The following is a 25,329-nucleotide window of genomic DNA, read 5'->3' as shown; positions in this document are numbered from 1 at the left end:
GTCTCCCGTTCGATGCGCTCCCATGATGGCGGCGAGGCGCCGAATGCGGGATGCGTTTTCGCGCTCGTACCACCCCTTTTCGCACACGATCGACGCGCGCTTCTGCCATGGAGCGCGAAAGGATTGCGCGTGGATCGGAAGCCGTGCATCAATCCGCCATGCTCGATGATCGCGACCACCAGCTTCTGACACTGCTTCAGGACGATGCCGACCGCTCCGTGGCGGACCTTGCCGAGCGCTTGTCCCTGTCCCCCTCGGCCTGCTCGCGGCGTATCCAGCGCCTGAAGGACGAGGGCTATCTGGCGCGGCGCGTGGCGCTGGTGGACCGCAAGCGCATCAACCTGCCCACCACGATCTTCGTCCTCGTGAAGACGGCGCGGCACGAGAAGGGCTGGCTGGAGGAGTTCCATCAGGCGGTCGGCGCGATCCCCGAAATCGTCGAGGTCCACCGGCTGACCGGCAATGTCGATTACATTCTCAAGATCGTGCTGCCCAATGTCGAGCACTACGACGCGATCTACAAGCGCCTGGTCTCCAAGGTCAGCCTCGCCGACATGTCGGCCTTCATTTCCATGGAAACGGTGAAATCGCTGACGGCGGTTCCGACCCGCTACGCCTGAGAGCATCGGCTCTAGAGTGTTTCACGTGTGACACGCCGGGCGCAAAAATCGTCGGAGCGGCTTACGTCGGCCGGGCTTCGCCCTGTAAGAGGACGCGTCCTGCCTCACGCTCACCGCAATTTCCGGCCTATGCGGAGGCCTTCCCGTTCGAAGGTCGTTCCATGTCCCGTCTTCTCGCCGCGCTTCTGGCGGGCCTGCTCATTACCATCCCCGCTGCGCTGACCGCTGGCCAGCCCGCGCGGGCGCAGTCCGTCACGGATGTTCCGCCCGGCAACCGCAACGCCTCGCAGCCCGGCATTCCCGGCTTTTCCTATTCGCGCACGGCGGCGACGGGCGGCAATTTCGAGGCCAAGTATCGCAAGATCCACCAGCTTCTCGCGACCAATCGCGACCTGCAGGGCAAGGTGCGCGCGGCGGCCCGCGCCTACGGGATCGACCCGATCCACATCGCCGGCGCGCTGGTCGGCGAGCACACCTACAACGTGGACGCGCTCGACCGGCTTCAGACCTATTACGTCAAGGCCATGTCCTATCTGAACTCCGGCATCGACTTCGCCTACAAGGGCGAGCCGATCGAGAGCTTCGTGGCGCGGCCCGAGTTCGACCGCTGCAAGGGCTTCACGCGGGACGACGAGCTTCTGTGGAGCTGCCGCGAGCAGGTCTATGAGCAGAGCTTCCGGGGCAAGAGCGTGGACGGGCGCTCCTACCCGGACAACCGCTTCGGCGCGGTCTTCTTCCAGCCCTATTATGCCGGCCAGACCTTCGGCCTCGGGCAGATCAACCCGATGACGGCGCTCGCCGTGTCCGATATCGTGCATCGCGTGTCCGGCTATCCCGATCTCGACATGCGCGATGCCGGCGGCGTCTATGCGGCGATCATGGACCCCGACAAGTCGCTTCACTACATGGCGGCGGTGATCCGCTCCTCGATCGACAAGTACCGCTCGATCGCCGGCTTCGACATTTCGCGTAACCCGGGCATCACCGCGACGCTCTACAATGTCGGCGACCCGATCACCCGCGCGCGCCGCCTGAAGGCCGAGAATGTCCGCCGTCAGGCGAATGGCCAGTCGCCGCGCATGCCCGAAGAGAACTATTACGGCTGGCTGGTGAACGACAAGCTGGCCGATCTGCGCGCGATCTTCCCCGCGCAGTAGAGGTCAGGTCGCGAGATCCGCGTTGGCGCTCTGGCGCGAGGGGTCCGGCGCCTCGCCGCCCTTCTCGGCGCGGATGAAGCTGATCTTGCCCTGCGGCTCCAGAATGGCCCAGGCGACATCCTCCATGCGCGCGATGCCGGCGAGGCGCATTTCCGATTCCACCTCGCGCCGCGTGATGCGGTCGCGGCGCAGATTGTCCTCCAGGAGCTTCCCGTCGCGCAGGATGACGCGCGGCACGCCTTCCAGCAGGCGCTCGGCGCGGGGCGAAAGATAGCTCGCCCAGGAAAGAACGAGGCCCCAGAAGGCGAAGGTGACGACGGCGAGCGTCGCGCCGGTCAGCGAGAAGTCGTTGTGGGTGACGCCCTGCTGGATGAGATCGCCCATGACGATCATCACCAGAAGCTCGAAGGGCGTCATCTGCCCGAGTTCGCGTTTTCCCAGGAGCCGGACGAGAAGATAGAGCACCGCGAACATCACGGTGGCGCGCAGCACGATGTCCATCAGGGGCGAACCTCGATCCGATAGGGCAGCCGCGCCAGTTCCCGCGCGCCGTCGTAAACGGCGACGTCGCCCCGCGTGCCGCCGAGAAGCGCCGGGTTGATCTGGAAGTCCATCTTCACCTCGAAACGCTCGCCCGCCTTCACCGGCCCGTAGCGGAAGCGGAAGGCGCCGTCCTCGAAGCCCTCCTCGGAGGCGGCGGGGATCATGGAATTCTGCGTGAGATCGCGCAGCAAGGGCGCGTCGAGGGCGAGCGTCAGGTCGGCCGCGTCGGCGCCCGGGGTCATGGTGACATGGGTCTCGAAGAACTCGCCATTGCGCAGGAGCTGCGGCCCGGTGATCGCGAGATCGGCCCCCTCGCCCCGTGTCTGGAGCATCGGCGGCGCGCCGCCGCCGAAGGCGCCGAAGAGCGCGGCGAGGAGAAGGCTTCCGAGGAGCACGAAGGACACGGGGCTCGCGTGGCGGCGAACCGGCGTCGGGCCTTCGAGATGCGGCGGCGACAGCCCGTCCGGCCAGTTTCGTTCGCTCATGAAGGCTCCCCGTCGCGCCGCTCGGGGGCGCTCCACCGGATTAGCTATCGGAGCGCGAGGCCCCTTCAAGCCGGGGCGCGCCGCAGGGATGGAGGCGGAGCCGCCCGTCGCGCGCCTGCCGCTCCACCCAAAGCCGCTCCGCCGCCCAGCTATGGCCCTCCCAGCCGCCGAAGCCGAAGCCGTGAACGTCGATGCGCTCCAGGCTCGCCGGGCGGTGACGAACGAGGAGGAAGAGAGCCAGAAAGCCCGTGCTCGGCACGGGATCGGCCTCGGCCCCCATGTCGCGCAGCGCCGCCTGCGCCGCCCAGAAGAGCGGATCGCGCAAGAGCCAGACCGGGTGGCCGAGCGGGCGAAGCCGGGCGCCGAGTTCCGGCGTCCAGTCGTGCTCGCCGCTCGCTTTCTTGCGCATCGTCGGGGTCGGGCGCCGGCGCTCCTCGAGGCCGGGGTCGATCGGCAGGACGAAGCCCTGCGCGCGGGCGACCGCGGCGCGGCGGTGGAAGCCCGGCATGTCCAGCCATTCGCGGGTCTGGCCGCCGAAATTCATCAGGAAGAGATGCGTCAGCCGCCGCCCCGTCGCGCCGCCGAAGCCCTGCGCGTTGTTGAAGCGGAACACCCAGTCCGCCCGGTCGACCGCGGCGCCGATCGCGCCGGCCTCCGGCGCGTTGCCGACGACGGCGACATGGCGGGGCGCGGGCGGCGCGGGGCGATCCGGCCCGGCTTTCGGTCGAGCGCGATCCGTCCCCTCGCTCAAAGGTTCCACCTCGCCACGAAGGCGAAGGTGGAGCCGTGTCGGGGATTGGCGGAGCGGCGGGAAAGGCGGGAGCGACGAGCCGGGGGCCTTCATGCGCGTCCCAAGGTCATTCGGGCTGGTCGATCATGCGGGCCGTCTCGTCATTCTGGTCGTCCGATCGTGCGGGCCGTCTCGTCATTCTGGTCGTCCGATCGTGCGGGCTGTCTCGTCGTTCGGGCATAAGGTCATTCGGCGGGCACGGCGCGCTCGCCCCCGCCTTTCTCGCCCCCGCCCTTCTCGCCCTCGCCGAAATGCCAGGGCAGGCGCTCGCTCGGGTTCCGGCGGCCCTTGGCGCGGTTCTTCTCGCGGCCCCAGAACTTGCCGCCGCGCCCTTCGCCGAGCCGCTCGAACAGGGCGAAGAGGGCCGGCACGATGAAGATGCCGATCGTCGTCGCCGCCAGCATGCCGCCGACCGCCGCGATGCCGATCGAGTTGCGCGCCGCCGCGCCCGCCCCGCTCGCCACGACCAGCGGCACAAGGCCGAGAATGAAGGCGAGCGCCGTCATCAACACGGCGCGGAAGCGCTGGCGCGCGCCCATGATCGCGGCCTCGGTAATCTCCATCCGGTCGAGTTCGCGTCGCTCCTTGGCGAATTCCACGATCAGAATGGCGTTCTTGGCGGCGAGGCCGATCAGCATGACCATGCCGATCTGCGAATAGATATTGGAGGTCTGGCCGAACAGCGCCAGGGCCCCGGCCGCGCCCGCCGCCGCGATGGCGATGGACAGCATGACGGTGAGCGGCTGGAGCCAGCTTTCGTACTGCGCCACGAGAAACAGATAGGCGAAGACGAAGGCGAGACCGAAGGCGAGGTACGTGACCGAGCCCGCCTGCCGCTCCTGATAGGACGTGCCGGAGAACTGGTAGCTGTAGCCGGGCGGCAGCGTGTCGCGCGCGACCTCTTCCAGCGCGGTCAGCGCCGCGCCCGAGGAATAGCCCGCCGCCGGCTGGCCGGTGATCTGCGGCGCGGTGAAGAGGTTGAAGCGCGGCACGGAATAGGGGCCGAAGCTCGTGTCCACCGTCACCACCGAGCGCAGCGGCACCATCTCGCCGCTGGCGTTCTTGGCATAGAGATTGCCGATATCGGCCGTCTTGGCGCGCGCGTCGGCCTCCGCCTGAAGCCGGACCTGGAAGACCTGCCCCTGGTAGATGAACTGGTTCACATAGGTCTCGCCCATCGCGCCGCCGACCGTGTCGTAGATGTCGGAGACGCTGAGGCCGAGCGTTTCGGCGCGGTCGCGATCGATCTTGAGGTAGAGGCGCGGCACGTCGGCCGAGAAGGTGGTGCGGGCCGTGCCGATCTCCGGCCGCTCGTTGGCCGCCGCGACGAAGGCGTTGGCGACCTGCGCCACTTCGGTCGGGTCCTGGCCCCCTTGCGCCAGAAGCTCGAAGGTGAAGCCGCCGACCGAGCCGAGGCCGGGAATGGGCGGCGGCGGGAAGGCCGAGACCTGCACGCCCGGGATGGCGGCAAAGCGCCCGGTCAGCTCGCCGAGAATGGTGAAGAGATCGCGCCGCTCGCCCCAGGGCGCCAGCGTGACGATGCCGAGGCCCCCGGAGGAACGCTGCGAGGACTGGAGCAGCGAATAGCCGGCGTTCAGGACATAGGCCTTCACGCCCTCGGTCTCGGCGAGAATCTCGCCGATTTCCAGCATGGCCTCGGTGGTGCGCTGGAGCGAGGCGCCGTCGGGCAGCGACACGTCGAAGAGGATCGCGCCCTGGTCCTCGTCGGGCAGCAGCGTCGCGGGCAGGTTGACGAAGGAGACGAAGGCGATCGCAAAGCCGAGCGCCAGCACCCCGAGCGCGAGGAGGACCCGGCGCACGAGAAAGCCGACCGAGCGCGCATAGGCGTTGCGCGTGCGATCCAGCCCCGCGTTGAACCACCGCAGCGGCCCCCAGGCGGCGCTGGGCGGGCGCAGCATGGCGGCGGTGAGCGCGGGCGTCAGCGTCAGGGCGACGATCGAGGAGAGCAGCATCGAGACCGACAGCGCGATGCCGAACTGGCGGTAGAGCTGGCCGGACAGGCCGGGCAGGAAGGTGGTCGGCAGGAACACGGCGAGGAGCACCAGCGTCGTCGAGACGATCGGCCCGGTGATCTCGCGCATGGCGATCTGCGTCGCTTCCACGCGGTCGATCTTGCGCTCGGTCATGACGCGCTGGACGTTCTCGACCACGAGAATGGCGTCGTCCACCACGAGGCCGATGGCGAGGATCAGCGCCAGAAGCGTGATGACGTTGATGGTGAAGCCGATGGCGAGCAGCACCGCGAAGGTGCCGATCAGCGACACGGGAATGGCGAGCGCCGGGATCAGCGTCGAGCGCCAGTCCTGCAGGAAGACGAAGACCACGACCACGATGATCGCGGCGGTGATGGCGAGCGTCAGCACGATCTCGTGGATCGTGGCGTCCACGAACTGCGTGGAATCGTAGATGATCTCGTAGTCGAGCCCCTGCGGGAACGTGCCCTTCAGGCGGTCCAGCTCGGCGCGGATGGCGGTGACGGTCTGCAGCGCGTTGGCGCCGGGCGCCTGGTTGATCTGGATCGTCTTGCCGGGATTGTCGCGGACATAGGTGTTGACGGCGTAGCTCTCCGAGCCAAGCTCCACCCGCGCCACGTCCTTCAGCCGCACGATGGCGCCGGAGGGCTCGGCGCGCACCACGATGTTCTGGAACTGCTCGGCCGTGTTGAGCTGGCCCTGCGAAGTGATCGTATAGACGAGGGCCTGCCCCTCCGGCGCGGGCGAGCCGCCGATCTGGCCGGTGGAGGCAGGCAGGTTCTCCGCCGCGATCGCCGCCGTGATGTCGGCGGGCGAGATGGACAGCGCCGCCATGCGCGCCGGGTCGGTCCAGACGCGCATGGAATAATCGGCATTGCCGAGGACATTGGCGTCGCCGACGCCCTCGACGCGCTGCAGCGCCGTCACCACGTCGGAGGACAGGAAGGCGCCGATATCGATGGTCGAGAGCTGGCCGCCCTCGGAGAAGAAGGACGCGGCCATCAGGAAGTTGGGCGAGCGCGAGCGCACGGTGACGCCCTGGCGCGTCACCGCTTCGGGCAGCTGCGCGGTGGCGAGCTGCACGCGGTTCGACACGTTGACCTGCGCGATGTCGGGATCGGTGCCGATGGCGAAGGTGATGGACAGCGAATAGGTGCCCGAATCCGTCGAGGTCGAGGACATGTAGATCATGTCCTCGACGCCGTTGATGGCGCGCTCCAAGGGATCGCCCACGGCCTGCGCCAGAACGGTGGAATCGGCGCCGGGATAATTGGCCGAGACGCTCACCGTCGGCGGCGTGATCTCGGGATATTGCGACACGGGCAGGACGAGGATGGCGAGAATGCCCGCCAGCACGACCACGATGGAGATGACGCCGGCAAGGCGCGGGCGGCGGATGAAGATGTCGGAGATCATCGCGCGGGCGATCCCGAATTCTGCCCGGCGGCGGTGCCCGAGCCGCCATCCTGATGGCCCGCGCCGCCCTGCCCTTCGCCGGTCCGCGCGGCCCCGCCCCCGTTTTCGCCCTCGTCGTCCCCGCCGCCGCCCTGCGTGCGGGTCTGGCGGCGCGCCTGCGCTTCGGCTTCGGCCTGCTCTTGCGTGACGGGGCGCACGGCTGTGCCTTCCTTCACGCTGGCCGAGCCGCGAAGCACCAGCGTTTCGCCGCCCGACAGGCCCGCCGTCACGGCGCTCATGTTCTCGATCGTCCGGCCGACCTCGATCGGGCGGCGCTCGATCGTGTTGTCGGGCTTCACCAGAAGCACGGCCCGCCCTTCGCGCGAGAACTGGATCGCGGCGAGCGGCACGACCGGCAGGGTCGGCGGATCGCGCTCGCTCGCCGTCAGCGTCACGTTCTGGTTGGCGAGCAGGAAGTCGCCGGGATTGGGAAAGCGGATGCGCGCTTCCACCGTGCCGGTGGTGGAATTGACGGTGTTGCCGACGAAGTCGAACCGGCCGGGCGGCTCGTAGAGCGCCCCGTTGGGCAGGCGAAGCTGAAGCCGGTAGTCGCTCGCCAGACCATTGTCGGAGGCGTCGTTGGCGGCATCCACCGTCTGCGCGTCCTCCGGCAGAGGCGGCGCGCCGGCGGCTCCCGTGCCCTCGGCGCTAGCGATTGGCGCTTCGCCCTCCGCGCCGGTGGAGGAGGTCATCTCGGCCGAGGCGACCAGATTCTCGCCCCCCTCGCCCTCAGCCTCGTCCTCAGCTTCGCCCCCAGCCTCGCCGCCGCCGCTACCACCAGTCGCCTGCCCGTTCGGCCGGGCGTCGGCCACCGGCGCGTCGTCGACCTGTTTCGGGCCGACGCGCTGCCAGGTGACGAGCTGCCCCTCGCCGATCGGGAACACGCCCCAGATCGGGTTCATCTGGGTGAGGACAGCGAGATCCCCGCTGGTGGAGGAAACGTAATTGCCGCGCGTGATCAGCGGGGCGGACATTTCGCCGTCGATCGCCGCCGTGATGCGCGTGTAGGAGAGGTTCAGCTGCGCCTGCGTTACCGAAGCCTGTGCCTGGAGAAGCTGAGCGTCCGCGTTTTCCAGATTGGCGGTGGCGTCCTCCAGCGTGGCGCGGGCGGTCACGCCGGACTGGGCGAGCTCGCGCTGCCGGTCGAAATTGCGCTGGGCCTGATTGCGGGTCGCCTGCGCGCCGGACAGCTGCGCCTCGGCCGCCCGCAGCGCCGCCTCGTATTGCGCGGGCTCGATCTGGAACAGGAGATCGCCCTGTTTCACCTTCCGGCCGCCCTCGAAGGCGACGTCCTGAATATAGCCCTCGACGCGGGCGCGCACGCCGACCCGCTCGATCGGCTGGATCGTGCCGATGAATTCGAACGTGTCGCCGACCGAACGCGTTTCCACGGCTTGCACGATCACGGCGGGCGGCTCGCCGCTCTTCTCCTCGCCGCCCTCGCCCGGCTTGCCGGAGGCGCTCTTATCGCCCTCCTCCTCGCCGCCGAACCAGCCGGCCATGAAGCCGGGCAGCGGAACGCGGCCGATCAGCGGCAGGTCGATGCCGGGGCCGTCCTCGCCCTCGGCGCTCTCGGTCTCGGCGGGCTTGCCGCCCTCGCCGCCCTGCCCTTGCGCGAAAGCGGGCGCGGTGAGGGCGAGCGCGCCGAGAAGCATCATCGCCCGCAGCCGCGCCGGATCGTGGGGCCGAGAGCCCTTGTGAGATGTCATGGATGATGCCCCGCCCGAAGTCCGCAGCGCCAGGGAGCGAGACGGATCATTCCGAGCGTGGCTAACGGAGGATCGCGAAGGGCAGTTGCATCGCATCCCCGTGATGCGACGATCCGCGCAGGGTCGGTTCAGCGCCGCTGGCGCCTGGCCCGTCGCAGCGCCTCGGCCCGCCCCGCGGCGTCCTCGAGCTGGGCGAGCAGCGCCGCGATGTCCTCGGGCGCGAGGATCGCGATCGTCTCGGCGAGGCGATTGGCGAGCGCGGTGGCTTCGGGGCTGAGGCCGCCCGTGTCCACGGTGATCTTGGGATGCGACAGGGCGGCGAGGCGCTGCAGCTCCTCGGCATCGTCCCAGATCACGTTGAGATAGCCGATGATGCGCTGGAGGAGATCCCAGCTCGGCCGCCCGCGCCGACCGTGTTCCAGCGCGGAGAGATAGGCCGAGGAGACGTTGAGCGCCGCCGCCATCTGCCCCTGCGTGACGCCGCGCTCGCGACGCAGCTCGCGCACCTTCTCGCCAAAGGGCGTCATGGCCGGCGCATCCGCACATAAAAGGCGCCGTCGCCGCCATGGCCGCGCTCGGCGGGCTCGTAACCGGCCACGAGGGCGCGGAACTCGCCGGTCGAGAACCAATGCGGCAGGGCGCGTTTCAAAGTGCCGGTGGAGCCGAAGGACGCGCCGCGCCCGGTGATGACGAGGACATGCCGGAGGCCCCGCGCCTGGGCCTGGCGCAGAAAGAACAGGAGAACGCCATGCGCGGTCGCCTCGGTCTGGCCGTGCAGGTCGATCCGGTCGTCCAGCGCGATGCGCCCCTTGCCGATCTTGCGTCGCACCGGGCGTTCGATCGGGTGAAGCGGCGGCAGGCGCGGCTTGGCCGAGGCGGTGTTGCCGGCCGGCACGTAGGGCGGGGCGCTCCAGGCGGCGGGCAGCGCCACATCGCCGCGCGGCGCGGGTGCGAGGTTGGGTGGCGGAGCGGGTGGGGTCGGCGCGGGCGACGCCTCGTCCGGCGGAAGGTCGGGCGCGGCCTTGCCCTTCAGCGGTTTGGCGGTGCGGGCGATCGAGACCCAGAGCCGCGTTTCTTCAGACGATAAGGAGCGGGTGCGGCGCTGCTTCATCGCGCGGCCTCCTCGTCGACTGGGCGCAGCACCGTCCAGCGCGCCGGATGGCGGATCGCGCCGGCAAGGGTGCCGGCCCGCTCGCCGGAGCCGACGAAGAGATCGCCCCGCTCCTCGCCCCGGATCGCCGAGCCCGTGTCCTGCGCGACGAGAAGCTGCCGGAACGGCGCGTCGCCCACGCGCAGGGTCGGCGCATCCACGAGGATCGGCGTGCCATAGGGGGTGAAGGCGGGGTCCACGGCGAGCGAGGCCATCGGCGTCAGCGCCACGCCTTGCGCGCCGATCGGCCCGGCGTCCGGGTCCGCGCCCTCGACCTCGCGAAAGAAGATGAAGGAGCGGTTGCGCCGCATCAGGGCCGGGGCGCGCTCGGGATGGGCGGACAGCCAGCGGCGGATGCCGGTCATGTCGGCCGCCTCCAGCGGCAATTCGCCTTCCGCCACCAACACCCGGCCGATCGCGGTGAAGCGATGCCCGTTCTTGGCGGCATAGCCGACGCGCATCGTCGTGCCGTCGCTCAGCCGCAGCCGGGCCGAGCCCTGCACATGCACGAAGAAGGCGTCCACCGCATCGGCGAGCCAGACGAGTTCGAGCCCCTGTCCCTCGAGAGCGCCCGCCTCGATCGCGGCGCGGTCGGGATAGGGCGATAGCCGCCCGGTTTCGGGATCGCGGCGGGCAAAGCCCTGCGCGTCTTCCAAGCCTTCGGGCAGCGGCGCGTCGGGGGAAAGGCGCAGGAGATCGGCGGGAGCGCGAAAGAGCGGAACCGGAAAGGCGACGGAGCGCGTGCGCGAGGCGGGAAGCTCGGGCTCGTAATAGCCGGTCAGAAAGCCCGCCGGCGCCTCGCCCCGTTGAAACGGGCGGAAGAAGCGCTCGAAAAAGCGCCGGGCTTCGAGGCTCGAACGCGCAGGCTCCCCCAGCGCGGCCTCGGCGGCGCGGCGCAGCGGCGCGGCGTCAGGGCCGGCGCTGTCCGTCAGAAGCGCCAGAGCGGAGCGTGAAAACGCCAGAAAGGCCGGCGTCGGATCGACGGCCGGCCAATCGGGCAGCGACTGGAAGGACAGGGAGCGCCAGAGCGGCGCGGGGGCGGGCTGAGACATGGATGCGATCTCAGCGCCGGCCCGATCGGCCGGCTGGGCTCATTCCTCGGACTCGGTTTCCACCAGCTTCCAGTTCGGATCGCGCGAGCGCGTGTCGCGGGCGAAGGTCCAGATGTCGCGCACTTCGGCCACGGTCTCGGGATCGCCGTCCACGACCTCGCCCTTGGCACCGAGCGTCGCGGAGATGAGCTGCGAGACGATGCGCAGCGTCACGAAGGCCTCACGGCCCTTCAGCTCGGCCGCCACCACGCTGACATCGTCGATGCCGACGAAGGTGGACTGCATCCGCTCGCCGCGCGCCTCGCGCTCCACGATCGAGGATTCGAAGCCTTGATAGACCTCGGGCGACAGGAGGTTCTTCAGAAGCTTGCGGTCGCCGTCGGCAAAGCCCGTCACCACCATCTCGTAGGCGGCGCGCGCGCCGTTCAGGAACTCGCCGATGTCGAAGGCGGGATCGGCGTCCTGGATGCGGCGAAGGCCGTTATTGGCGGGCGAGCCGGGCGCGGCGGCCTTGTCGATCGCCTCGTAGCGGCTCGGCGCGGGCTCGTCGGTGGGCAGGCGGCGTGAGGGCAGCGTCACCACATTGCCCTGTTCGCGCGGGGCGGACAGGTCCGTCGGGCGGGAAGAATAGGGGTCGTAGGGCGGGCGCTCGTGACCCGTGCGACGGCCGAGCACGCTGCGGAGCTGATACAGCACCACGGCCGCCACTACGATGAAGAAGATCGTCCCGAAACCCATGAACGCGGATCTACCCTGCAAGAAGACTTGATCGAGAGATCATATAGAGGCACCCGGCCCCGCATTCAAATTCACGAAGACGCGTCCTATGTGTGCAACGTTCGTTCGTATCGCATCGCCGGCCCGAGGGGCCGGGTGCGCATCCCAAGGAGGAGCGTTTCCGACGCCATGCCGCTGATCCTCGTTCCGATCGTCCTTCTGGCCATGCCGCTTCTGGAGATCGGCGCCTTCATCTGGGTCGGGGGCCATATCGGCATCGGCTGGACCCTTCTCCTGGTGATCCTGTCGGTCGTTGTCGGCGCCAGCCTCCTGAAGCGCCAGACGCTTTCGACGCTGCGCGCCGCGCAGGCCGAAACGCGCGCCGGCCGCCTGCCCGAGCGGGAGATCGTGCATGGCGCGATGATCACGCTGGCCGGCATTCTCCTGATCATTCCCGGTTTCCTCAGCGATATCGTCGGCCTCGCCCTGTTCCTGCCGCCGGTGCGCGATCTCATCTGGCGCGCGCTGCGCCGACGCATCGTCGTGGTCGGAACGCCCGGCTACGGCACGCGTCCCCCGACGCGCTCGGGCATCGTCGATCTCACCGACGGCGAGTTCGCCCGCCGCCCGGACGGGGCCGACGGAGCGAGCCCCTGGGTGCGGCTGGAGCGCGACGAGCCGTTTCGCGGCGGGTCGAACGGGCGCGACGACAAGCCGACCCTGCATTGAGGCGGGTCGGCGCCGCATCCGGGCGGCGCAAGGGCAAGAGATCCGGGACAGGGGCGCTCCGGCGCCCCTTCTTGTTTTCGCCCCCGGCGCCGTGGTAGCGCAACGGCGATCCGCGGCGCCGGACCCCGGCGTTCTTTTATCCTGCAACTGCGTGAGGACCGCATGTCCGAGATCAATCCGAACGGCGTCAACGGTGCCGAGCCGCATGAGGAGGCCCCGAGCCTCAACATCCTGGCGCAGTACATCAAGGACCTGTCCTTCGAGAGCCCGAAGGCCCCCGGCGTCCTGCGCGCCCAGCCGCGCGCCCCCGGCATCAATATCGGCGTCAATGTCGGCGCGGTGCCGCTCGAAGGCGGCGACAACGAATACGACGTCAAGCTGACGCTGAACGCGCAGGCCGGCGAAGGCGCCGGCACGCTGTTTCACGTGGAACTTCAGTATGGCGGCGTGTTCCGCCTCGCCGGCTTCCCGCAGGAGCACATGCTGCCGGTTCTCTTCATCGAGTGCCCGCGCCTCCTCTTCCCCTTCGCCCGTCAGATCATCGCGGACGTCACCCGCAATGCCGGCTTCCCGCCGCTGATGATCGACCCGATCGACTTCGCGCAGCTCTTCACGCAGCGCATGGCCGAAGAGCGCGCCCGCTCGCAGGTCCAGACGGTCTGATCCCAGACTGGCTGATCCCAGACTGGCTGATCGAAGGCGACACGCCGAACCGACACGAGGCGCCCCGGCGAAAGCCGGCGGCGCCTTTCTCATAGCCGCTTTCGATACCGCGCCCTCAGGGAGGCGCCCGATTTCGCTTTTCGTCGCTTGTTTCGTCGCCTAAGGATTGGCACCTCGCCGGATCGGCGCGAGGCCCGCTTGCCCGTCAGACCGCTGCCATGACAAACCACCCTTCTCGCTCAGACGATCGCATCGCACCGGCCGACGATGTCGCCGCCCTCATGGACGCGGCGGCGGAGCGGTCCGCGCTCGCGCTCTATTCCATCAACGCGCTCGCCGACATGGTGATCTGGGTGGATCAGGACGGGCGCTACGTCTTCGTCAACGAGGCCGCGACGCGGCTTCTCGGCTATAGCGAGGAGGAGTTCTCGCGGCTGCGCGTCTGCGACGTCGATCCCGACGTGGACGAGGCCTTCTGGTACCGCCATTGGGAGGAGCTGAAGCGGGTCGGCGTCATCAAGATCGAAAGCACCAACACCAACAAGCAGGGCCAGGCCGTTCCGATCGAGATCACGGCGCATTATGTCCGCTTCGGGGGCCGGGAGTATAATTGCGCCATCGTGCGCGACATTTCCGAGCGCAAGATGACGCAGGCGCGGATGGAAGCGCTGCACGAGGAAATCTACCGGCTGAGCATCACGGACGGGCTGACCGGCATTTCCAACCGCCGCCATTTCGACGGGAGCCTCGCCAAGGAGATCGAACGGTTGGAAGCCTCGGGCGAGCCGCTGTCGCTGATCCTTCTCGACGTCGATCACTTCAAGAGCTTCAACGACCACCAGGGCCATATGGCGGGCGATGCGTGCCTGCGCCGCGTCGCCGGGGTGATCGACGGTGCCATGCGCCAGCCGATCGATCTGGCGGCGCGCTATGGCGGCGAGGAGTTCGTCTGCATCCTGCCCTCCACGACCCTCGTGGAAGCCCTGGAGATCGCGGAGACGATCCGCGCCCGCATCGCCGCGCTCGGCCTCGCCCACGACCTGTCGCCGGAATGGGGGATCGTCACCGCGAGCCTCGGCGTCGTGTCCACCGAGGGCAACGAGCGCGAGACGGCGCAAAGCCTTCTGGCGCGCGCCGACGCGCTTCTCTACCGCGCCAAGGAGGCGGGGCGAAACCGGGTGGAAGCCGGCGCGACGCCGCGCGCCTGACGGGCTTGGCGGCGGTCCCGGATCGGATGGGCGCGCAGACCGAGGCCAGACGCCGAGCGAAAATCGTTTCTTCAGCTCTCCGCGACCGGCGGCAGATGGGTGTTCCAGAGAGCGCCTTCGCCGAGGCCCGCGACGAAGCGGCGATGGGCCTCGTCCTCGGTGGCGCTGAGACGCGAGGGGAGGGGAACGGGGCGCTGGGCGGCGCGGTGGACGAGTTCGACGCCCCGGTCGCTCAAGCCGTCATTGTCCATGTCGAGCCGCAGCGCCGACTGCCGGCCACCAATCAGTTCGATATAGACCTGCGCCAGAAGCTCGGAGTCGACCAGCGCGCCGTGCTTGTCGCGCTTCGACGTGTCGATCGAGAAGCGCGAGCAGAGCGCGTCGAGCGTCGCGGGGGCCATCGGGAACTTGCGCCGCGCCATGGGCAGCGTGTCGATCACGAGACCGGGCGGAATGGCGGGGCGGCCGAGGCGCGCGAGTTCGGCGTTGAGGAAGCGGATGTCGAAGGCCGCGTTGTGGGCGATCAGCGCCGCGCCGTCGAAAAAGGCGGCGAACTCCTCGACGATCTCGGCGAAGACCGGCTTGTCCTTCAGGAAGTCGTCGGAAAGGCCGTGAATGTCGAAGGCGGCGGGATCGACCTTGCGCCCTTCGGGGCGGATGAAACAGTGATATTCGCGGCCCGTCGGAATGTGGTTCCAGAGCTCGATGCCGCCGATTTCGATCACCCGGTCCTGCTCGAAGTCGAGGCCGGTGGTTTCCGTGTCGAACACGATCTCGCGCATGAAAGTCCGTCCGCTTCAGTCTCGTGTCATGTCGGCCGGATGGGGACCGGACGCAAGGGGTTTCGTCCTGGAAGGCGTTTCAGTCCGCTCCCGCCGCGAGCTCGCGAAGGATCGCCTCGACCTGCGCTTGCGCCTCTGCCAGACCCGCGCCGGTGTCCACGATGAAATCGGCGCGCCGGCGCTTTTCGGCATCCGGCATCTGCTTGGCGAGGATCGCCTCGAAGCGCTCGGGCGTCATGCCGGGCCGGGCGAGGACGCGGGCGCGCTGGATGTCGGCCGGGGCGCTCACGACAAGGGTTCGGTCGACGCGCGCCTCGCCGCCCGTCTCGAACAGGAGCGGAATGTCGAGAACGGCGACCGTCGCGCCCGCCTGGCGTGCCTCGTCCAGAAACCGCGCTTCCTCCTCGCGCACGAGAGGATGCACGATGCGCTCCAGATCGCGCAGCGCCTCGGCGTCATCGAGAACGGCGGCGGACAGGCGCACCCGGTCCACCACGCCGCCCGGCGTGGTGCCGGGAAAGCGCGCTTCCACGAGCGGCGCGGCGCGCCCGCTGTAAAGGCGATGCACGGCCTCGTCGGCGGAATGAACCGGGCAGCCACGGGCGGCGAACATCGCCGCCGTGGTGCTCTTGCCCATGCCGATCGAGCCGGTGAGGCCGAGAGTGATCAAGCCGGCGCTCAGTCGTTGACGGCGAGCGCGATGCGCCAGCCGCTGCCGGTCTCGTCGCGCACCAGCGCGTAGCGGCAGCGGAACTCCAGCGCCGCCTCGCCGTCCTCGCGCTCCTGCCGCCAGTCGAGAACGGCGAAGGCCGCGCCGCCGTCACCGGCCGCTTCCACGATCTCGAAGCGCGACTGGACGATCTCCTCGCGCTCGAACACGGCGAGCAGCGCCTCGACATTCTCGGCCAGCTCGTCCTCGTCGTCGAAGACATTGCCCCGGCCGGACTGCCAGATCGTCACGGGAAACTGGAAACAGGCGATGATCGCCTCGGCATCGAAATCGTCGAACCCGGCCGCATAGGCCGTGAACAGGCTTTCGATGGCGGCCTCGGCGTCCGAGACCTCGGGCGCGTAATCGCCGGTGGCCCTTTCGATGAAGGCGGAACTGCGGTCGTCCATGGCTGGACCCTCCCCAACGCGCTTGGAACTCGTCAGCATCGTCCCGAAAGATGGACGGGGGCTTTCCAAACCATCGCGCGAGACAAAAAACCTTCGCGCCCCGGTCGGACAAGCCCGCCCCGAACGGGACGGCGCCGGATTCAGCCCTTGGCCGCGATGTCGGCGAGAAGCGCCTCGCGCAGCGCCTCGCCGACGCTCGGCCGCCGGCCGAACCACCGCTCGAACCCCGGAACCGCCTGATGGAGCAACATGCCGAGCCCGTCCGCCGTGCGAAGCCCGCGCTGCCGCGCCGCCTTGAGGATCGGGGTCTCGAGCGGCACATACACGATGTCGGTCACGAGAGCCGCTTCGGCAAGAGCCGAAAGGTCCGGCTCGGGCGCCTCGGCGACGGGCGGGCGCGTGTTGACGACGAGATCGGCGCTCTGGAGGAACAGGGCTTCGCGCTCCTCGCCCGCGCCCTCGAGCTCAAGACCCGGCCGCGCGAAGGCCGCCGCCAGGGCCTCGGCGCGCTCGCGCGTGCGATTGACGATGCGGATGCGCCGGACGCCCGCCTCGGCCAGGGCATGAACCACGGCGCGCGCCGCGCCGCCGGCGCCGAGCACCAGGGCTTCCTCGGCGTCGCGCCAGCCGCTCAAGCGCTCGTCCAGATTGGCCGAGAAGCCGTAGGCGTCGGTGTTGCCGCCGACCAATTGATCGCCCTCGAACCAGACCGTGTTGACCGCGCCGATCGCCTCGGCCGCCGCGTCGCGCCGGGCGACGCCCGCAAAGGCTGCTTCCTTGTGCGGGATCGTGACATTGCCGCCGGTGAAGCCGGCGTCGCGAAGATTGGCGAGGAAGGCGGGAAAGGCGTCGGGCTCCACCGCGATGCGCTCATAGGAGCCGGCCAGCCCCAACGCGCCGAGCCAGGTGCCGTGGATCAGCGGCGAGCGGGAATGGCGGATCGGCCAGCCGGTGACGAAGGCTCTGGGCTCAGGCATCGATCTCTCCCCGGCGGCGGAGCTCGGCCAGAAGCGGCAGGACGGGCAGGCCGATAATGGTGAAGAAGTCGCCCTCGATGCGCTCCATCAGCTGAATGCCCCGGCCTTCCACCTGATAGGAGCCGACGCTGGTGAGCGCGGCGTCGCCGATCTCGGCGAGATAGCGGCCGATCGTGGCGGGCGAGAGATCGCGCAAGGTGATGCGCGCCTGATCGACATGGCGCCAGACGGTTTCCCCGTCCTCGACGAGGGCGACGGCGCTCGACAGGACATGGGTGCGCCCCGACAGCGCCAGAAGCGCGCGGCGCGCCGCTTCCATGTCGGCGGGCTTGTGGAAGCGCTCGTCGCCGAGCGACAGGGTCTGGTCGGCGCCGATCACGAGGGCCCCCGGATGGCGGGCGGAGACATCGGCCGCCTTGGCCTCGGCGAGGATCAGCGCGACATCCTCGGGCGCGGCGCCGCTTTGAGCCAACGGCGCTTCCAGCGCGCGCTCGTCGAGCGTCGAGGGGTCCACCGCGAAGGCGATCCCCGCATTGTCCAGAAGCATCCGACGATGGACGCTGCCCGAGGCCAGGACGATCGGCTTCCTCATGCGCTGCGCACTCCCCACTGATTTTCCCCTTTCCTAGAGCGAGGAGGCGAGCGGGGACAAGCGCAAGCCGTCCGTTCGGGAACGATCGGGGCGGACGGGCGATTATGGTTAAGAATCGCTCATAATGGCCGGACGGACTCCGATCGCCTTCGGGAACAAGTCCTGGGCGCCATAAGCCCCGGGATTCTCCGCCCCCTGTGAGCAACCGGGGACAAGATTGGGAAAGCCGACGGGGGCCTTCGGTCGTACCGGGAAAACCCCGGCTTCATCCACAGATCGACGCATCGGGTGCCCTGTGGACGGGAACTTGTGAAGAACGGGGGCAGTGCGCGTCCTCCCCCAGGCGGGGCGTTGGATTCCCTGGCGGAATCGCGTTTCATGGGGACGGTTCGAAACGGGCGGGCGAGCGCGGCCTGTTAATTCCCTTTATCCACCGACTCATAGAATCAGAATCCTTTTCTCTAAGACTTTCTTTGTTTGAAGAGCGGGCTGGGGATCTGCGATCCCGCCCGCCTCGCGCTTCGAAAAAGCGCGTTCTCCCTCGAGCGGACCTCTGATGCCTCGAGAGGGTGCGAGGGACTGGACGAAGCGCCCTTTCCCCGCCATGTCCGGGACCCGAACAGCGATCCCATCCGGCGAAGGCGAAAGCGCCTTCGCGCCGAGCCCCCGAGGAAGACCCTTCATGGAACAGCGAAAGCTTCTGCGCGTCCTCGGCGGCGAGAGCGTCTCCCCTCCCCCGGTCTGGCTGATGCGCCAGGCGGGGCGCTATCTTCCCGAATATCGCGAAGTGCGCGCCAAGGCCGGCGGCTTTCTCGACCTCTGCTACGATCCGGCGCTCGCCACGGAAGTCACGCTCCAGCCGATCCGCCGCTTCGGCTTCGACGCGGCGATCCTGTTTTCCGACATTCTCGTGATCCCCGACGCCCTGAAGCGGAACGTGCGCTTCGTGCAGGGAGAAGGGCCGATGATGGACCCGATCGCGCCCCACGAGATTGCCGGGCTCGACCCGAGCCATGCCGACGCGCATCTCGCCCCGGTGATCGCGACGGTCGGGCGGCTGCGCGAGGCGCTGCCTGAGGAAACCGCGCTGATCGGCTTTTGCGGCGCGCCCTGGACGGTCGCGACCTACATGATCGCCGGCCATGGCACGCCGGCCCAGGCGCCCGCGCGCCTGTTCGGCTACGAGCATCCGGAAGCCCTCGACGAGCTTCTGCTTCTTCTCGCCGAAATGAGCGCCGACTATCTCGCCCGCCAGCTCCAGGCCGGGGCCGACTGCGTGCAGATCTTCGACAGCTGGTCGGGCGTTCTCGACGAGACGAGCTTCGAACGTTTCGCGGTCGCCCCGGTGCGCCATCTCGTGCAGCGCCTGCGCGCCATGGTACCGGACGCCCGGATCATCGGCTTTCCCAAGGGGGCCGGCGCCTTTCTCGACACCTATCGCGAAAAGACCGGCGTCGACGCGCTCGGCCTCGACTGGGGCGTGCCCTTCGCGCAGGCGCGGCGGCTTCAGGCGGGCGGCGCGGTGCAGGGCAATCTCGACCCGCTCCGCCTGATCGCCGGCGGCCGGGCGCTGGAGGAAGGCGTCAACGCCATCCTCGATCAGCTCGGCAATGGCCCTCTCGTCTTCAATCTGGGCCATGGGATCACGCCGGACGCTCCAATACAGCATGTGGAGCACTTGCTGCGTCTCGTGCGCCAGCGGGCTTCCTAGAGGCCGAGCCGCTCGCGCAGGAAGCGGACGCGCGCCGCGACCGGGGCGAGTGGCAGGTCGGTGACGGCATAGCCGAGCCCTTCATAGGTCAGGCGCATGACGCGGGCCGTTTCGGCGGCCTCGCGCGCATCCTGCCGCCGCTCGGCGTCGCCCGTGTAGATGTCAGGCCAGAAAGGGGCGAGGAACACCTCGCCATGGTAGCGCAGGCGACGGGCGGTTCTCTGGAGGTTATCCGGCACGGGCAGGCCGCAGAGCGCGAGATAGCCGATGACATCCGGCAGGCCCCGGTCGAAGATTGTGACGCCGCCGGTCGTTTGCGCCGCCACTTGCGCGGCGTCATGGGCGGCCTCGTCCAGCGCCGCCATGGCCACTGCGAAGGCCGCGCGGTCGCCCCAGGGCAGCGCCGAGCCGCCGCGCGCCATTTCCTGCCGGATCACCGCCCGGCCGCTTTCCGGCGCGGTGCGAAACCCGGCCTCGGCCAGCGCCTCGATCACGCTCGTCTTGCCGCCGCCGGGGCCGCCGGTCAGCACGATCGAATGGTTGGGTCCTGTCATCCTGTGTCGCCTTTCTCGTCGAAGGAAGGGGGTGCCGCGCGAAGGCACGGCATCGAATGAGTTCGGGGATGGGGAGCCTTGCGAGCTTGTGGCGCGGGTCGCGCGCCTTGCCGTCGGCGGCCCTTCCGGATTAGAGCCGTTCGAAAGCCGGTGCTTCGGCTGGTTCAGGGAGACCCATCATGGCCGCAGCCCCGCACAGCGCAGCCCCGCAGAGCAAAGATCGCTCGATTCTCGCGTCGCTGGGGGTCGGCGTGGCGCTGGCGGTGCTGCTCTTCGCGCTCGTGCCGGTGGACGCCATGCTCTGGGTGAAGGCCCTGCACGTCCTGGCGGTCATCTCGTGGATGGTCGGCATGCTCTACCTGCCGCGCCTCTTCGTCTACCACACCGAGGCGGGCGTCGGCAGCCCCCAGGCCGAGACGTTCAAGGTCATGGAGCGCCGCCTGATGCGCGCCATCGTCAACCCGGCCATGGTGGTCACCTGGGTCACGGGCCTCTGGCTGGCGATCGAGGTCTACGCCTTCCAGGGCGGCTGGCTCCACGCCAAGGTGACGCTGGTGGTCCTGATGAGCGGGTTGCACGGCTATTTCTCGGCGGCGCGCAAGAAGCTCGCCCGCGACGAGATGACGAAGACGAGCCGCCATTGGCGCATCATGAACGAGGTGCCGACGCTCTTCCTCGTCGCGATCGTCATCCTGGTGATCGTCAAGCCGTTCTGAGCGCTTGAGGGCCGGAACGCCGGCTTCACCGACACCCCAAGCTTGCCTTTCTCGCTCCGGGAATGATTTAGCACCGATGGGGCGGACGCTTCGTTCCTCCGCCTTCCCATCTCGTGTCCCGGAGAACGCCCGTGCCGTCCAGCGCTTCCAAACCCGCCCTGTGTCTCGTCGTGATGGGGCCTTCGGGAACGGGCAAGACCACCACGGCCAAGAACCTGTCGCAGCGCCTCGGCTGGAAGTTCGCCGAGGCCGACGAGTTCCACCCCAAAGCCAATATCGACAAGATGTCCGCCGGCATTCCCCTGAATGACGAGGACCGCGCGCCCTGGCTCGCCTCGATCCGCGACTGGATCTCCGACGAGGCGGGTATGGGCGAAAGCACGGTGATCACCTGCTCGGCGCTGAAGCGGCGCTATCGCGACATCCTGCGCGGCGCCGAGGCGCGCGTGCGCTTCGTGGAGCTCGACGCCCCGCAATCCCTGATCGGGGATCGGCTCGCGCAGCGCCGGGGCCATTACATGCCCCCCTCCCTTCTCGCCTCGCAATATGCCGATTTCGAGCCGCTGGAGGCCGACGAGGACGGCGTGAAGATTTCCGTGGAGCAGGGGCCGGACGCGGTCGCGACCGACGCCCTGCGCCAGCTCGAGCTTCTGCGCCCCGAGACGCTGCGCGCGCTCTGAGCTTCCCGGCCTTGGCGCCGCTGCGGCGCAAGGCTCCTTCCGGCATAGAAATCCAGTCCCATGAACTCCACGACGCTCGCCCATGTCTGGGGAACCGGGCCGCTTCTCGCCATCGCGGCGGTCGCGGTCCTGCTTCTCCTCCTTCTCATCATCCGCTTCCGCATCCACGCCTTTCTGGCGCTGACCATGGTCAGCCTCGTGACCGGCCTCGTCGCGGGCATTCCGCCGGCCAAGATCGTGCCGGTTCTGACGGAGGCCTTCGGGCAGACGCTCGGCGGCGTCGCGCTTCTGATCGGCTTCGGCGCCATGCTGGGCCGGCTTCTGGAAGTGTCGGGCGGTGCGCAGTCGCTCGCCGACGCGCTGATCCGGCGCTTCGGCGAGAAGCGCGCGCCCTTCGCGCTCGGCTTCGCCTCGCTTCTCTTCGGCTTCCCGATCTTCTTCGACGCCGGCCTCGTGGTCATGCTGCCGATCGTCTTCACGGTCGCGCGGCGGCTCGGCGGCGGCCTCCTCCTCTACGGCATTCCCGTCGCGGCGGCCTTCTCGGCCATGCATGTCTTCGTGCCGCCCCATCCCGGCCCGGTCGCGGCCTCCGAGCTTCTGGGGGCCGATGTCGGGCTCCTGATCCTTCTCGGCATTCTCGTCGCCATTCCCGCCTGGCTGATCTCCGGTCCGCTCTTCGGGTCGATCGTCGGCAAGCGCATCGTCCTGCCCGTTCCCGACATCCTGTCGGGCGGCAAGCCGGTCGAGCATGACCCCAATCCGCCCAAGCCCTCCACGGTAATCGGCATCCTTCTCCTGCCGCTCGCCATCATCTTCGTGAACACCGGCCTCGACTTCTCCCGCGCGCAAGGATGGGTCGATCCGAACGCCACCTGGTATCAGGTCGGCCGCGCCTTTGGCGCGACGCCGATCGCGCTTCTCGTCGCGGTGCTCGCGGCGAGCTACGTGCTCGGCGTCAAGCGCGGGCGCACCGCCAAGACGGTGGAGGGCATTCTGGATTCCGCCCTCGGGCCGATCTGCGCCATCACGCTGATCACGGGCGCGGGCGGCATGTTCGGCGGCATCCTGCGCGCCAGCGGCATCGGCGACGCGCTCGCCACCACGCTCGACGGGCTGGGCATGCCGATCTTCGTCGCGGCCTTCGTGATCGCCGCCGCGCTGCGCGTCGCGCAGGGCTCGGCGACCGTCGCGCTCATCACCGCGGCGGGCCTCGTTCAGCCCGCGGTCGCGGCGGCGGGCTATTCCGAAGTGCAGCTCTGCGCGACGGTCCTGGCGCTGGCGTCGGGCTCGGTCGTCCTCAGCCATGTCAACGATTCCGGCTTCTGGCTGGTCGGCCGCTTCTTCGAGATGGACGTGAAGACGACCTTCAAGACCTGGACGGTTCTGGAAACCCTGATCGGCCTCATCGGCTTCGCGCTGGCGGGCCTGCTCTTCGTCCTGTTCTAAACTCCCATCGGTCCGAGACCGAACGTCGAGAAGGGCGGCCATCCTGGGAGGGGTGGCCGCCCTTTTTCGTGGGCGAAGGCGTCGCGCGACCCGGCTTGCGCCGCTGCGGCGAAATGACTATAAGAAGCGCCGTATCCCGCCTCCGGCGCGGAACGGCCGCCCGGCCGTGCCCCCGCCCATTCGTTGCCGAACCATACGCATCCGTATCAGACCGGCCCGAGTATCCTCCCCTGATGACTGTCCCCAAGGCGTCCGGCTCGCTTGGCCCCGCGCCGATGGGGTGGAGCCCGCCCATGCCTGAGATCAAACTCCAGGACCTGAAAGACAAGACGCCCGCCGAACTCGTCGCCTTCGCCGAGGAGAACGAGGTCGAAAGCGCGTCCACGCTGCGCAAGCAGGAACTGCTCTTCGCCATTCTCAAGCGCCTCGCCGCGCAGGAGATCGAGATCATCGGCGAAGGCGTCGTGGAAGTGCTGCAGGACGGTTTCGGCTTCCTGCGCTCGCCCGACGCGAACTACCTGCCCGGCCCCGACGACATCTACATCTCTCCCTCGCAGCTGCGCCGCTTCTCGCTGAAGACCGGCGACACGGTGGAAGGAACGATCCGGGGGCCGAAGGACGGCGAGCGCTATTTCGCGCTTCTCAAGGTCACGACGATCAATTTCGACGACCCCGAGAAGATCAAGCACAAGAGCCATTTCGACAATCTGACGCCGCTCTACCCGAACGAGCGGTTCAAGATGGAAAACCCCGACCCGACGAAGAAGGACATTTCCGCCCGGGTCATCGATCTCGTCGCCCCGCTCGGCAAGGGCCAGCGCGCGCTGATCGTCGCCCCGCCGCGCACGGGTAAGACCGTTCTTCTCCAGAACATCGCCCATTCGATCACGGCCAACCATCCCGAGTGCTACCTCATCGTGCTCCTCATCGACGAGCGGCCCGAGGAAGTCACCGACATGCAGCGCTCGGTGAAGGGCGAGGTCGTCTCCTCCACCTTCGACGAGCCGGCCTCGCGTCACGTTCAGGTCGCCGAAATGGTGATCGAGAAGGCCAAGCGCCTCGTCGAGCACGGGCGCGACGTCGTGATCCTTCTGGATTCCATCACCCGTCTCGGCCGCGCCTACAACACGGTGGTTCCGTCCTCGGGCAAGGTGCTGACGGGCGGTGTGGACGCCAACGCCCTCCAGCGGCCCAAGCGCTTCTTCGGCGCGGCGCGCAACATCGAGGAAGGCGGCTCGCTGACCATCATCGCGACGGCGCTGATCGACACCGGCTCGCGCATGGACGAAGTCATCTTCGAAGAGTTCAAGGGCACCGGCAACTCGGAAATAGTGCTCGACCGCAAGGTGGCGGACAAGCGCATCTTCCCGGCCATGGACATTCTCAAGTCCGGCACGCGCAAGGAAGACCTCCTCGTGCCGCGCCAGGACCTCCAGAAGATCTTCGTGCTCCGCCGCATCCTCTCGCCCATGGGCACGACGGACGCGATGGAATTCCTCATCGACAAGCTCAAGCAGACGAAGTCCAACGCCGACTTCTTCGACTCGATGAACACGTAAACCGTCCGAAATGGACACCCCTGACGAATGGTGGCAGCGCGTCGAAGGAAAACGCGCCGTCGCCTTCGTCATGAAGGAAGACAGGCACCACGCCGTCGAGGCGTGGGACGCCTGCGGCACGGCCGTCGAATTCGCGTTGAAGGCCTATATCCTGAAGCGCGAGCGCTGGAACCGATGGCCGAGCCGACGCGATCGGCCCGACATCCACACGCATGATCTCGTCCGCTTGATGGCTCTGGCAGGCTTGGGCCGCGATGCGATCCCACGGGACCGGATGGTCGCCTGGAAAACCGTTCTATCTTGGTCGCGTGAGCACGAGTATCATTCCGAACGTGTGCCGCGCCGTCAGGCGCGCCAGATGTTTGAGGCGACCTTCGGACCAAAGGGCGTGATCGTATGGCTGAAGAGCTTATGACGGCGGAGCGGATCGAAGCGGGGCGGACCTATCTCGCCGCGCTCAATGAGCTCGGCTTTCGCCCCGAAGGCGCCATGTGGTCGGTGCGGGCCAACGAGCCCGAAACGCTGGAACTCTCACTCTTCAGCGCGCTGGTCGATCGCATCGGCACGGGCGCCATTTTCGATGCCCTGTTCAAGGCCTACGAAGGCGCCAAGACGCCCCGTTCGTTCGATCCCTGGCTCGTCGGCCTCTACAGTCCGAACCAGCTCTTCTTCAAGGCCATCGCCGGCTACCCGTTCGAGCACTTGAATTCTAGGGAGGGTGTCGCCTTTCTGATGATCCAGGGCAAGGAATACGAGATGCGGGGGCAGTCCGTCCGAATTCCGGAATCGGAAATCGTGCGACTGGTGCAGCCGGACTGGGTTTATCGCGTTCCCGAAGGCGATCGATCCTCGCCCTCCATCGAGATCGTTCGGCGCTGGAAGCGGTTCGAACAGATGGTCCGCGAGGCCGCTTGAGGAGAC

27 protein-coding genes are annotated in these 25,329 nt (G+C 68.5%); 12 read left to right on the top strand and 15 right to left on the bottom strand.

Annotated features, from left to right (window positions below):
• The first annotated feature begins 158 nt into the window (after positions 1-158).
• On the top strand, positions 159-620 hold the full coding sequence (locus tag B146_RS0101525; RefSeq protein WP_019994644.1) for an Lrp/AsnC family transcriptional regulator: 462 nt from the start codon (positions 159-161) through the stop codon (positions 618-620).
• A 161-nt stretch (positions 621-781) separates the two neighbouring features.
• On the top strand, positions 782-1,777 hold the full coding sequence (locus tag B146_RS0101520; protein WP_019994643.1) for a DUF1402 family protein: 996 nt from the start codon (positions 782-784) through the stop codon (positions 1,775-1,777).
• 3 nt (positions 1,778-1,780) lie between these two features.
• On the opposite strand, the gene B146_RS24695 is transcribed toward B146_RS0101520, so the two are convergent.
• The 9 genes from B146_RS24695 to B146_RS0101475 form a co-directional block, all read right to left on the bottom strand.
• Positions 1,781-2,278: a DUF421 domain-containing protein gene (locus tag B146_RS24695; protein WP_019994642.1), complete on the bottom strand. Its 498-nt coding sequence runs from the start codon at positions 2,276-2,278 to the stop codon at positions 1,781-1,783.
• A complete protein-coding gene (locus tag B146_RS0101510; RefSeq protein ID WP_019994641.1) occupies positions 2,278-2,805 on the bottom strand; it encodes a hypothetical protein in 528 nt (175 codons plus the stop codon). The genes B146_RS24695 and B146_RS0101510 overlap by 1 nt, the downstream gene beginning before the upstream one ends.
• Before the next feature lie 40 nt (positions 2,806-2,845).
• Complete coding sequence (locus B146_RS24690; protein WP_019994640.1) at positions 2,846-3,556, bottom strand: hypothetical protein; 711 nt, start codon at positions 3,554-3,556, stop codon at positions 2,846-2,848.
• A gap of 224 nt (positions 3,557-3,780) precedes the next feature.
• A complete protein-coding gene (locus tag B146_RS0101500) occupies positions 3,781-7,005 on the bottom strand; it encodes an efflux RND transporter permease subunit (protein ID WP_019994639.1) in 3,225 nt (1,074 codons plus the stop codon).
• Positions 7,002-8,753, bottom strand: coding sequence for an efflux RND transporter periplasmic adaptor subunit (locus tag B146_RS27485; protein WP_155897301.1), 1,752 nt, complete (start codon positions 8,751-8,753; stop codon positions 7,002-7,004). Before B146_RS27485 ends, B146_RS0101500 begins: the two co-directional genes overlap by 4 nt.
• A 128-nt stretch (positions 8,754-8,881) precedes the next feature.
• On the bottom strand, positions 8,882-9,280 hold the full coding sequence (locus tag B146_RS0101490) for a helix-turn-helix domain-containing protein (protein ID WP_019994637.1): 399 nt from the start codon (positions 9,278-9,280) through the stop codon (positions 8,882-8,884).
• Entirely contained in the window at positions 9,277-9,864 is a 588-nt protein-coding gene (locus tag B146_RS0101485; RefSeq protein ID WP_019994636.1) for a Smr/MutS family protein, read from the bottom strand. Before B146_RS0101485 ends, B146_RS0101490 begins: the two co-directional genes overlap by 4 nt.
• On the bottom strand, positions 9,861-10,955 hold the full coding sequence (mltA, locus tag B146_RS0101480) for a murein transglycosylase A (protein ID WP_019994635.1): 1,095 nt from the start codon (positions 10,953-10,955) through the stop codon (positions 9,861-9,863). The genes B146_RS0101485 and mltA overlap by 4 nt, the downstream gene beginning before the upstream one ends.
• A 39-nt stretch (positions 10,956-10,994) precedes the next feature.
• The gene (locus B146_RS0101475) at positions 10,995-11,693 is read right to left on the bottom strand and encodes a Tim44/TimA family putative adaptor protein (protein ID WP_019994634.1); all 699 of its coding nucleotides are present in this window, start codon (positions 11,691-11,693) and stop codon (positions 10,995-10,997) included.
• 168 nt (positions 11,694-11,861) lie between these two features.
• On the opposite strand from B146_RS0101475, the gene B146_RS0101470 reads away from it, so the two are divergent.
• The 3 genes from B146_RS0101470 (at position 11,862) to B146_RS0101460 (ending at position 14,272) form a co-directional block, all read left to right on the top strand.
• Complete coding sequence (locus tag B146_RS0101470) at positions 11,862-12,401, top strand: FxsA family protein (protein ID WP_019994633.1); 540 nt, start codon at positions 11,862-11,864, stop codon at positions 12,399-12,401.
• Between the two features lie 162 nt (positions 12,402-12,563).
• Positions 12,564-13,064 (top strand): protein-export chaperone SecB, encoded by a 501-nt coding sequence (gene secB / locus B146_RS0101465; RefSeq protein WP_019994632.1) that lies wholly within the window; start codon positions 12,564-12,566, stop codon positions 13,062-13,064.
• 218 nt (positions 13,065-13,282) lie between these two features.
• Positions 13,283-14,272 carry a GGDEF domain-containing protein gene (locus tag B146_RS0101460; protein ID WP_202814974.1) on the top strand — a complete coding sequence of 330 codons (990 nt, stop codon included), beginning with the start codon at positions 13,283-13,285 and terminating at the stop codon, positions 14,270-14,272.
• Between the two features lie 71 nt (positions 14,273-14,343).
• Here B146_RS0101460 and dnaQ read toward each other — a convergent pair whose 3' ends face one another.
• From dnaQ to B146_RS0101435, 5 genes are all read right to left on the bottom strand, one after another.
• The gene (gene dnaQ, locus B146_RS0101455) at positions 14,344-15,054 is read right to left on the bottom strand and encodes a DNA polymerase III subunit epsilon (RefSeq protein WP_019994630.1); all 711 of its coding nucleotides are present in this window, start codon (positions 15,052-15,054) and stop codon (positions 14,344-14,346) included.
• Between the two features lie 79 nt (positions 15,055-15,133).
• Positions 15,134-15,724: a dephospho-CoA kinase gene (gene coaE, locus B146_RS0101450; protein ID WP_019994629.1), complete on the bottom strand. Its 591-nt coding sequence runs from the start codon at positions 15,722-15,724 to the stop codon at positions 15,134-15,136.
• Between the two features lie 8 nt (positions 15,725-15,732).
• Positions 15,733-16,173 (bottom strand): nuclear transport factor 2 family protein, encoded by a 441-nt coding sequence (locus tag B146_RS0101445; protein ID WP_019994628.1) that lies wholly within the window; start codon positions 16,171-16,173, stop codon positions 15,733-15,735.
• Between the two features lie 140 nt (positions 16,174-16,313).
• On the bottom strand, positions 16,314-17,150 hold the full coding sequence (locus B146_RS0101440; RefSeq protein ID WP_019994627.1) for a shikimate dehydrogenase: 837 nt from the start codon (positions 17,148-17,150) through the stop codon (positions 16,314-16,316).
• Positions 17,143-17,742 (bottom strand): Maf-like protein, encoded by a 600-nt coding sequence (locus B146_RS0101435; RefSeq protein WP_019994626.1) that lies wholly within the window; start codon positions 17,740-17,742, stop codon positions 17,143-17,145. The genes B146_RS0101440 and B146_RS0101435 overlap by 8 nt, the downstream gene beginning before the upstream one ends.
• 682 nt (positions 17,743-18,424) lie before the next feature.
• Between B146_RS0101435 and hemE the strand changes: the two genes are divergently transcribed.
• A complete protein-coding gene (gene hemE, locus B146_RS0101430) occupies positions 18,425-19,453 on the top strand; it encodes a uroporphyrinogen decarboxylase (protein WP_019994625.1) in 1,029 nt (342 codons plus the stop codon).
• Here hemE and B146_RS0101425 read toward each other — a convergent pair.
• Entirely contained in the window at positions 19,450-20,007 is a 558-nt protein-coding gene (locus B146_RS0101425) for an AAA family ATPase (protein WP_019994624.1), read from the bottom strand. The genes hemE and B146_RS0101425 overlap by 4 nt on opposite strands.
• A gap of 179 nt (positions 20,008-20,186) precedes the next feature.
• On the opposite strand from B146_RS0101425, the gene hemJ reads away from it, so the two are divergent.
• The 6 genes from hemJ to B146_RS0101395 all read left to right on the top strand — a co-directional run bounded on the left by hemJ (position 20,187) and on the right by B146_RS0101395 (position 25,323).
• On the top strand, positions 20,187-20,723 hold the full coding sequence (hemJ, locus tag B146_RS0101420; RefSeq protein WP_019994623.1) for a protoporphyrinogen oxidase HemJ: 537 nt from the start codon (positions 20,187-20,189) through the stop codon (positions 20,721-20,723).
• A gap of 131 nt (positions 20,724-20,854) precedes the next feature.
• Positions 20,855-21,403, top strand: a complete 549-nt coding sequence (locus tag B146_RS0101415; protein ID WP_244498135.1) for a gluconokinase — start codon at positions 20,855-20,857, stop codon at positions 21,401-21,403.
• 60 nt (positions 21,404-21,463) lie between these two features.
• On the top strand, positions 21,464-22,849 hold the full coding sequence (locus B146_RS0101410; protein ID WP_019994621.1) for a GntP family permease: 1,386 nt from the start codon (positions 21,464-21,466) through the stop codon (positions 22,847-22,849).
• 293 nt (positions 22,850-23,142) lie between these two features.
• Positions 23,143-24,408 carry a transcription termination factor Rho gene (gene rho, locus B146_RS0101405; RefSeq protein ID WP_019994620.1) on the top strand — a complete coding sequence of 422 codons (1,266 nt, stop codon included), beginning with the start codon at positions 23,143-23,145 and terminating at the stop codon, positions 24,406-24,408.
• 10 nt (positions 24,409-24,418) lie between these two features.
• Positions 24,419-24,823 (top strand): hypothetical protein, encoded by a 405-nt coding sequence (locus B146_RS0101400; RefSeq protein WP_019994619.1) that lies wholly within the window; start codon positions 24,419-24,421, stop codon positions 24,821-24,823.
• The gene (locus B146_RS0101395) at positions 24,805-25,323 is read left to right on the top strand and encodes a hypothetical protein (RefSeq protein ID WP_155897299.1); all 519 of its coding nucleotides are present in this window, start codon (positions 24,805-24,807) and stop codon (positions 25,321-25,323) included. Before B146_RS0101400 ends, B146_RS0101395 begins: the two co-directional genes overlap by 19 nt.
• Positions 25,324-25,329 lie beyond the last annotated feature (6 nt).

This window comes from Aureimonas ureilytica DSM 18598 = NBRC 106430 (genome assembly GCF_000382705.1).
GTDB lineage: Bacteria > Pseudomonadota > Alphaproteobacteria > Rhizobiales > Rhizobiaceae > Aureimonas > Aureimonas ureilytica.
Note: the sequence above shows the minus strand (reverse complement) of the source record. Positions and strands in the feature narration are given on the sequence as shown.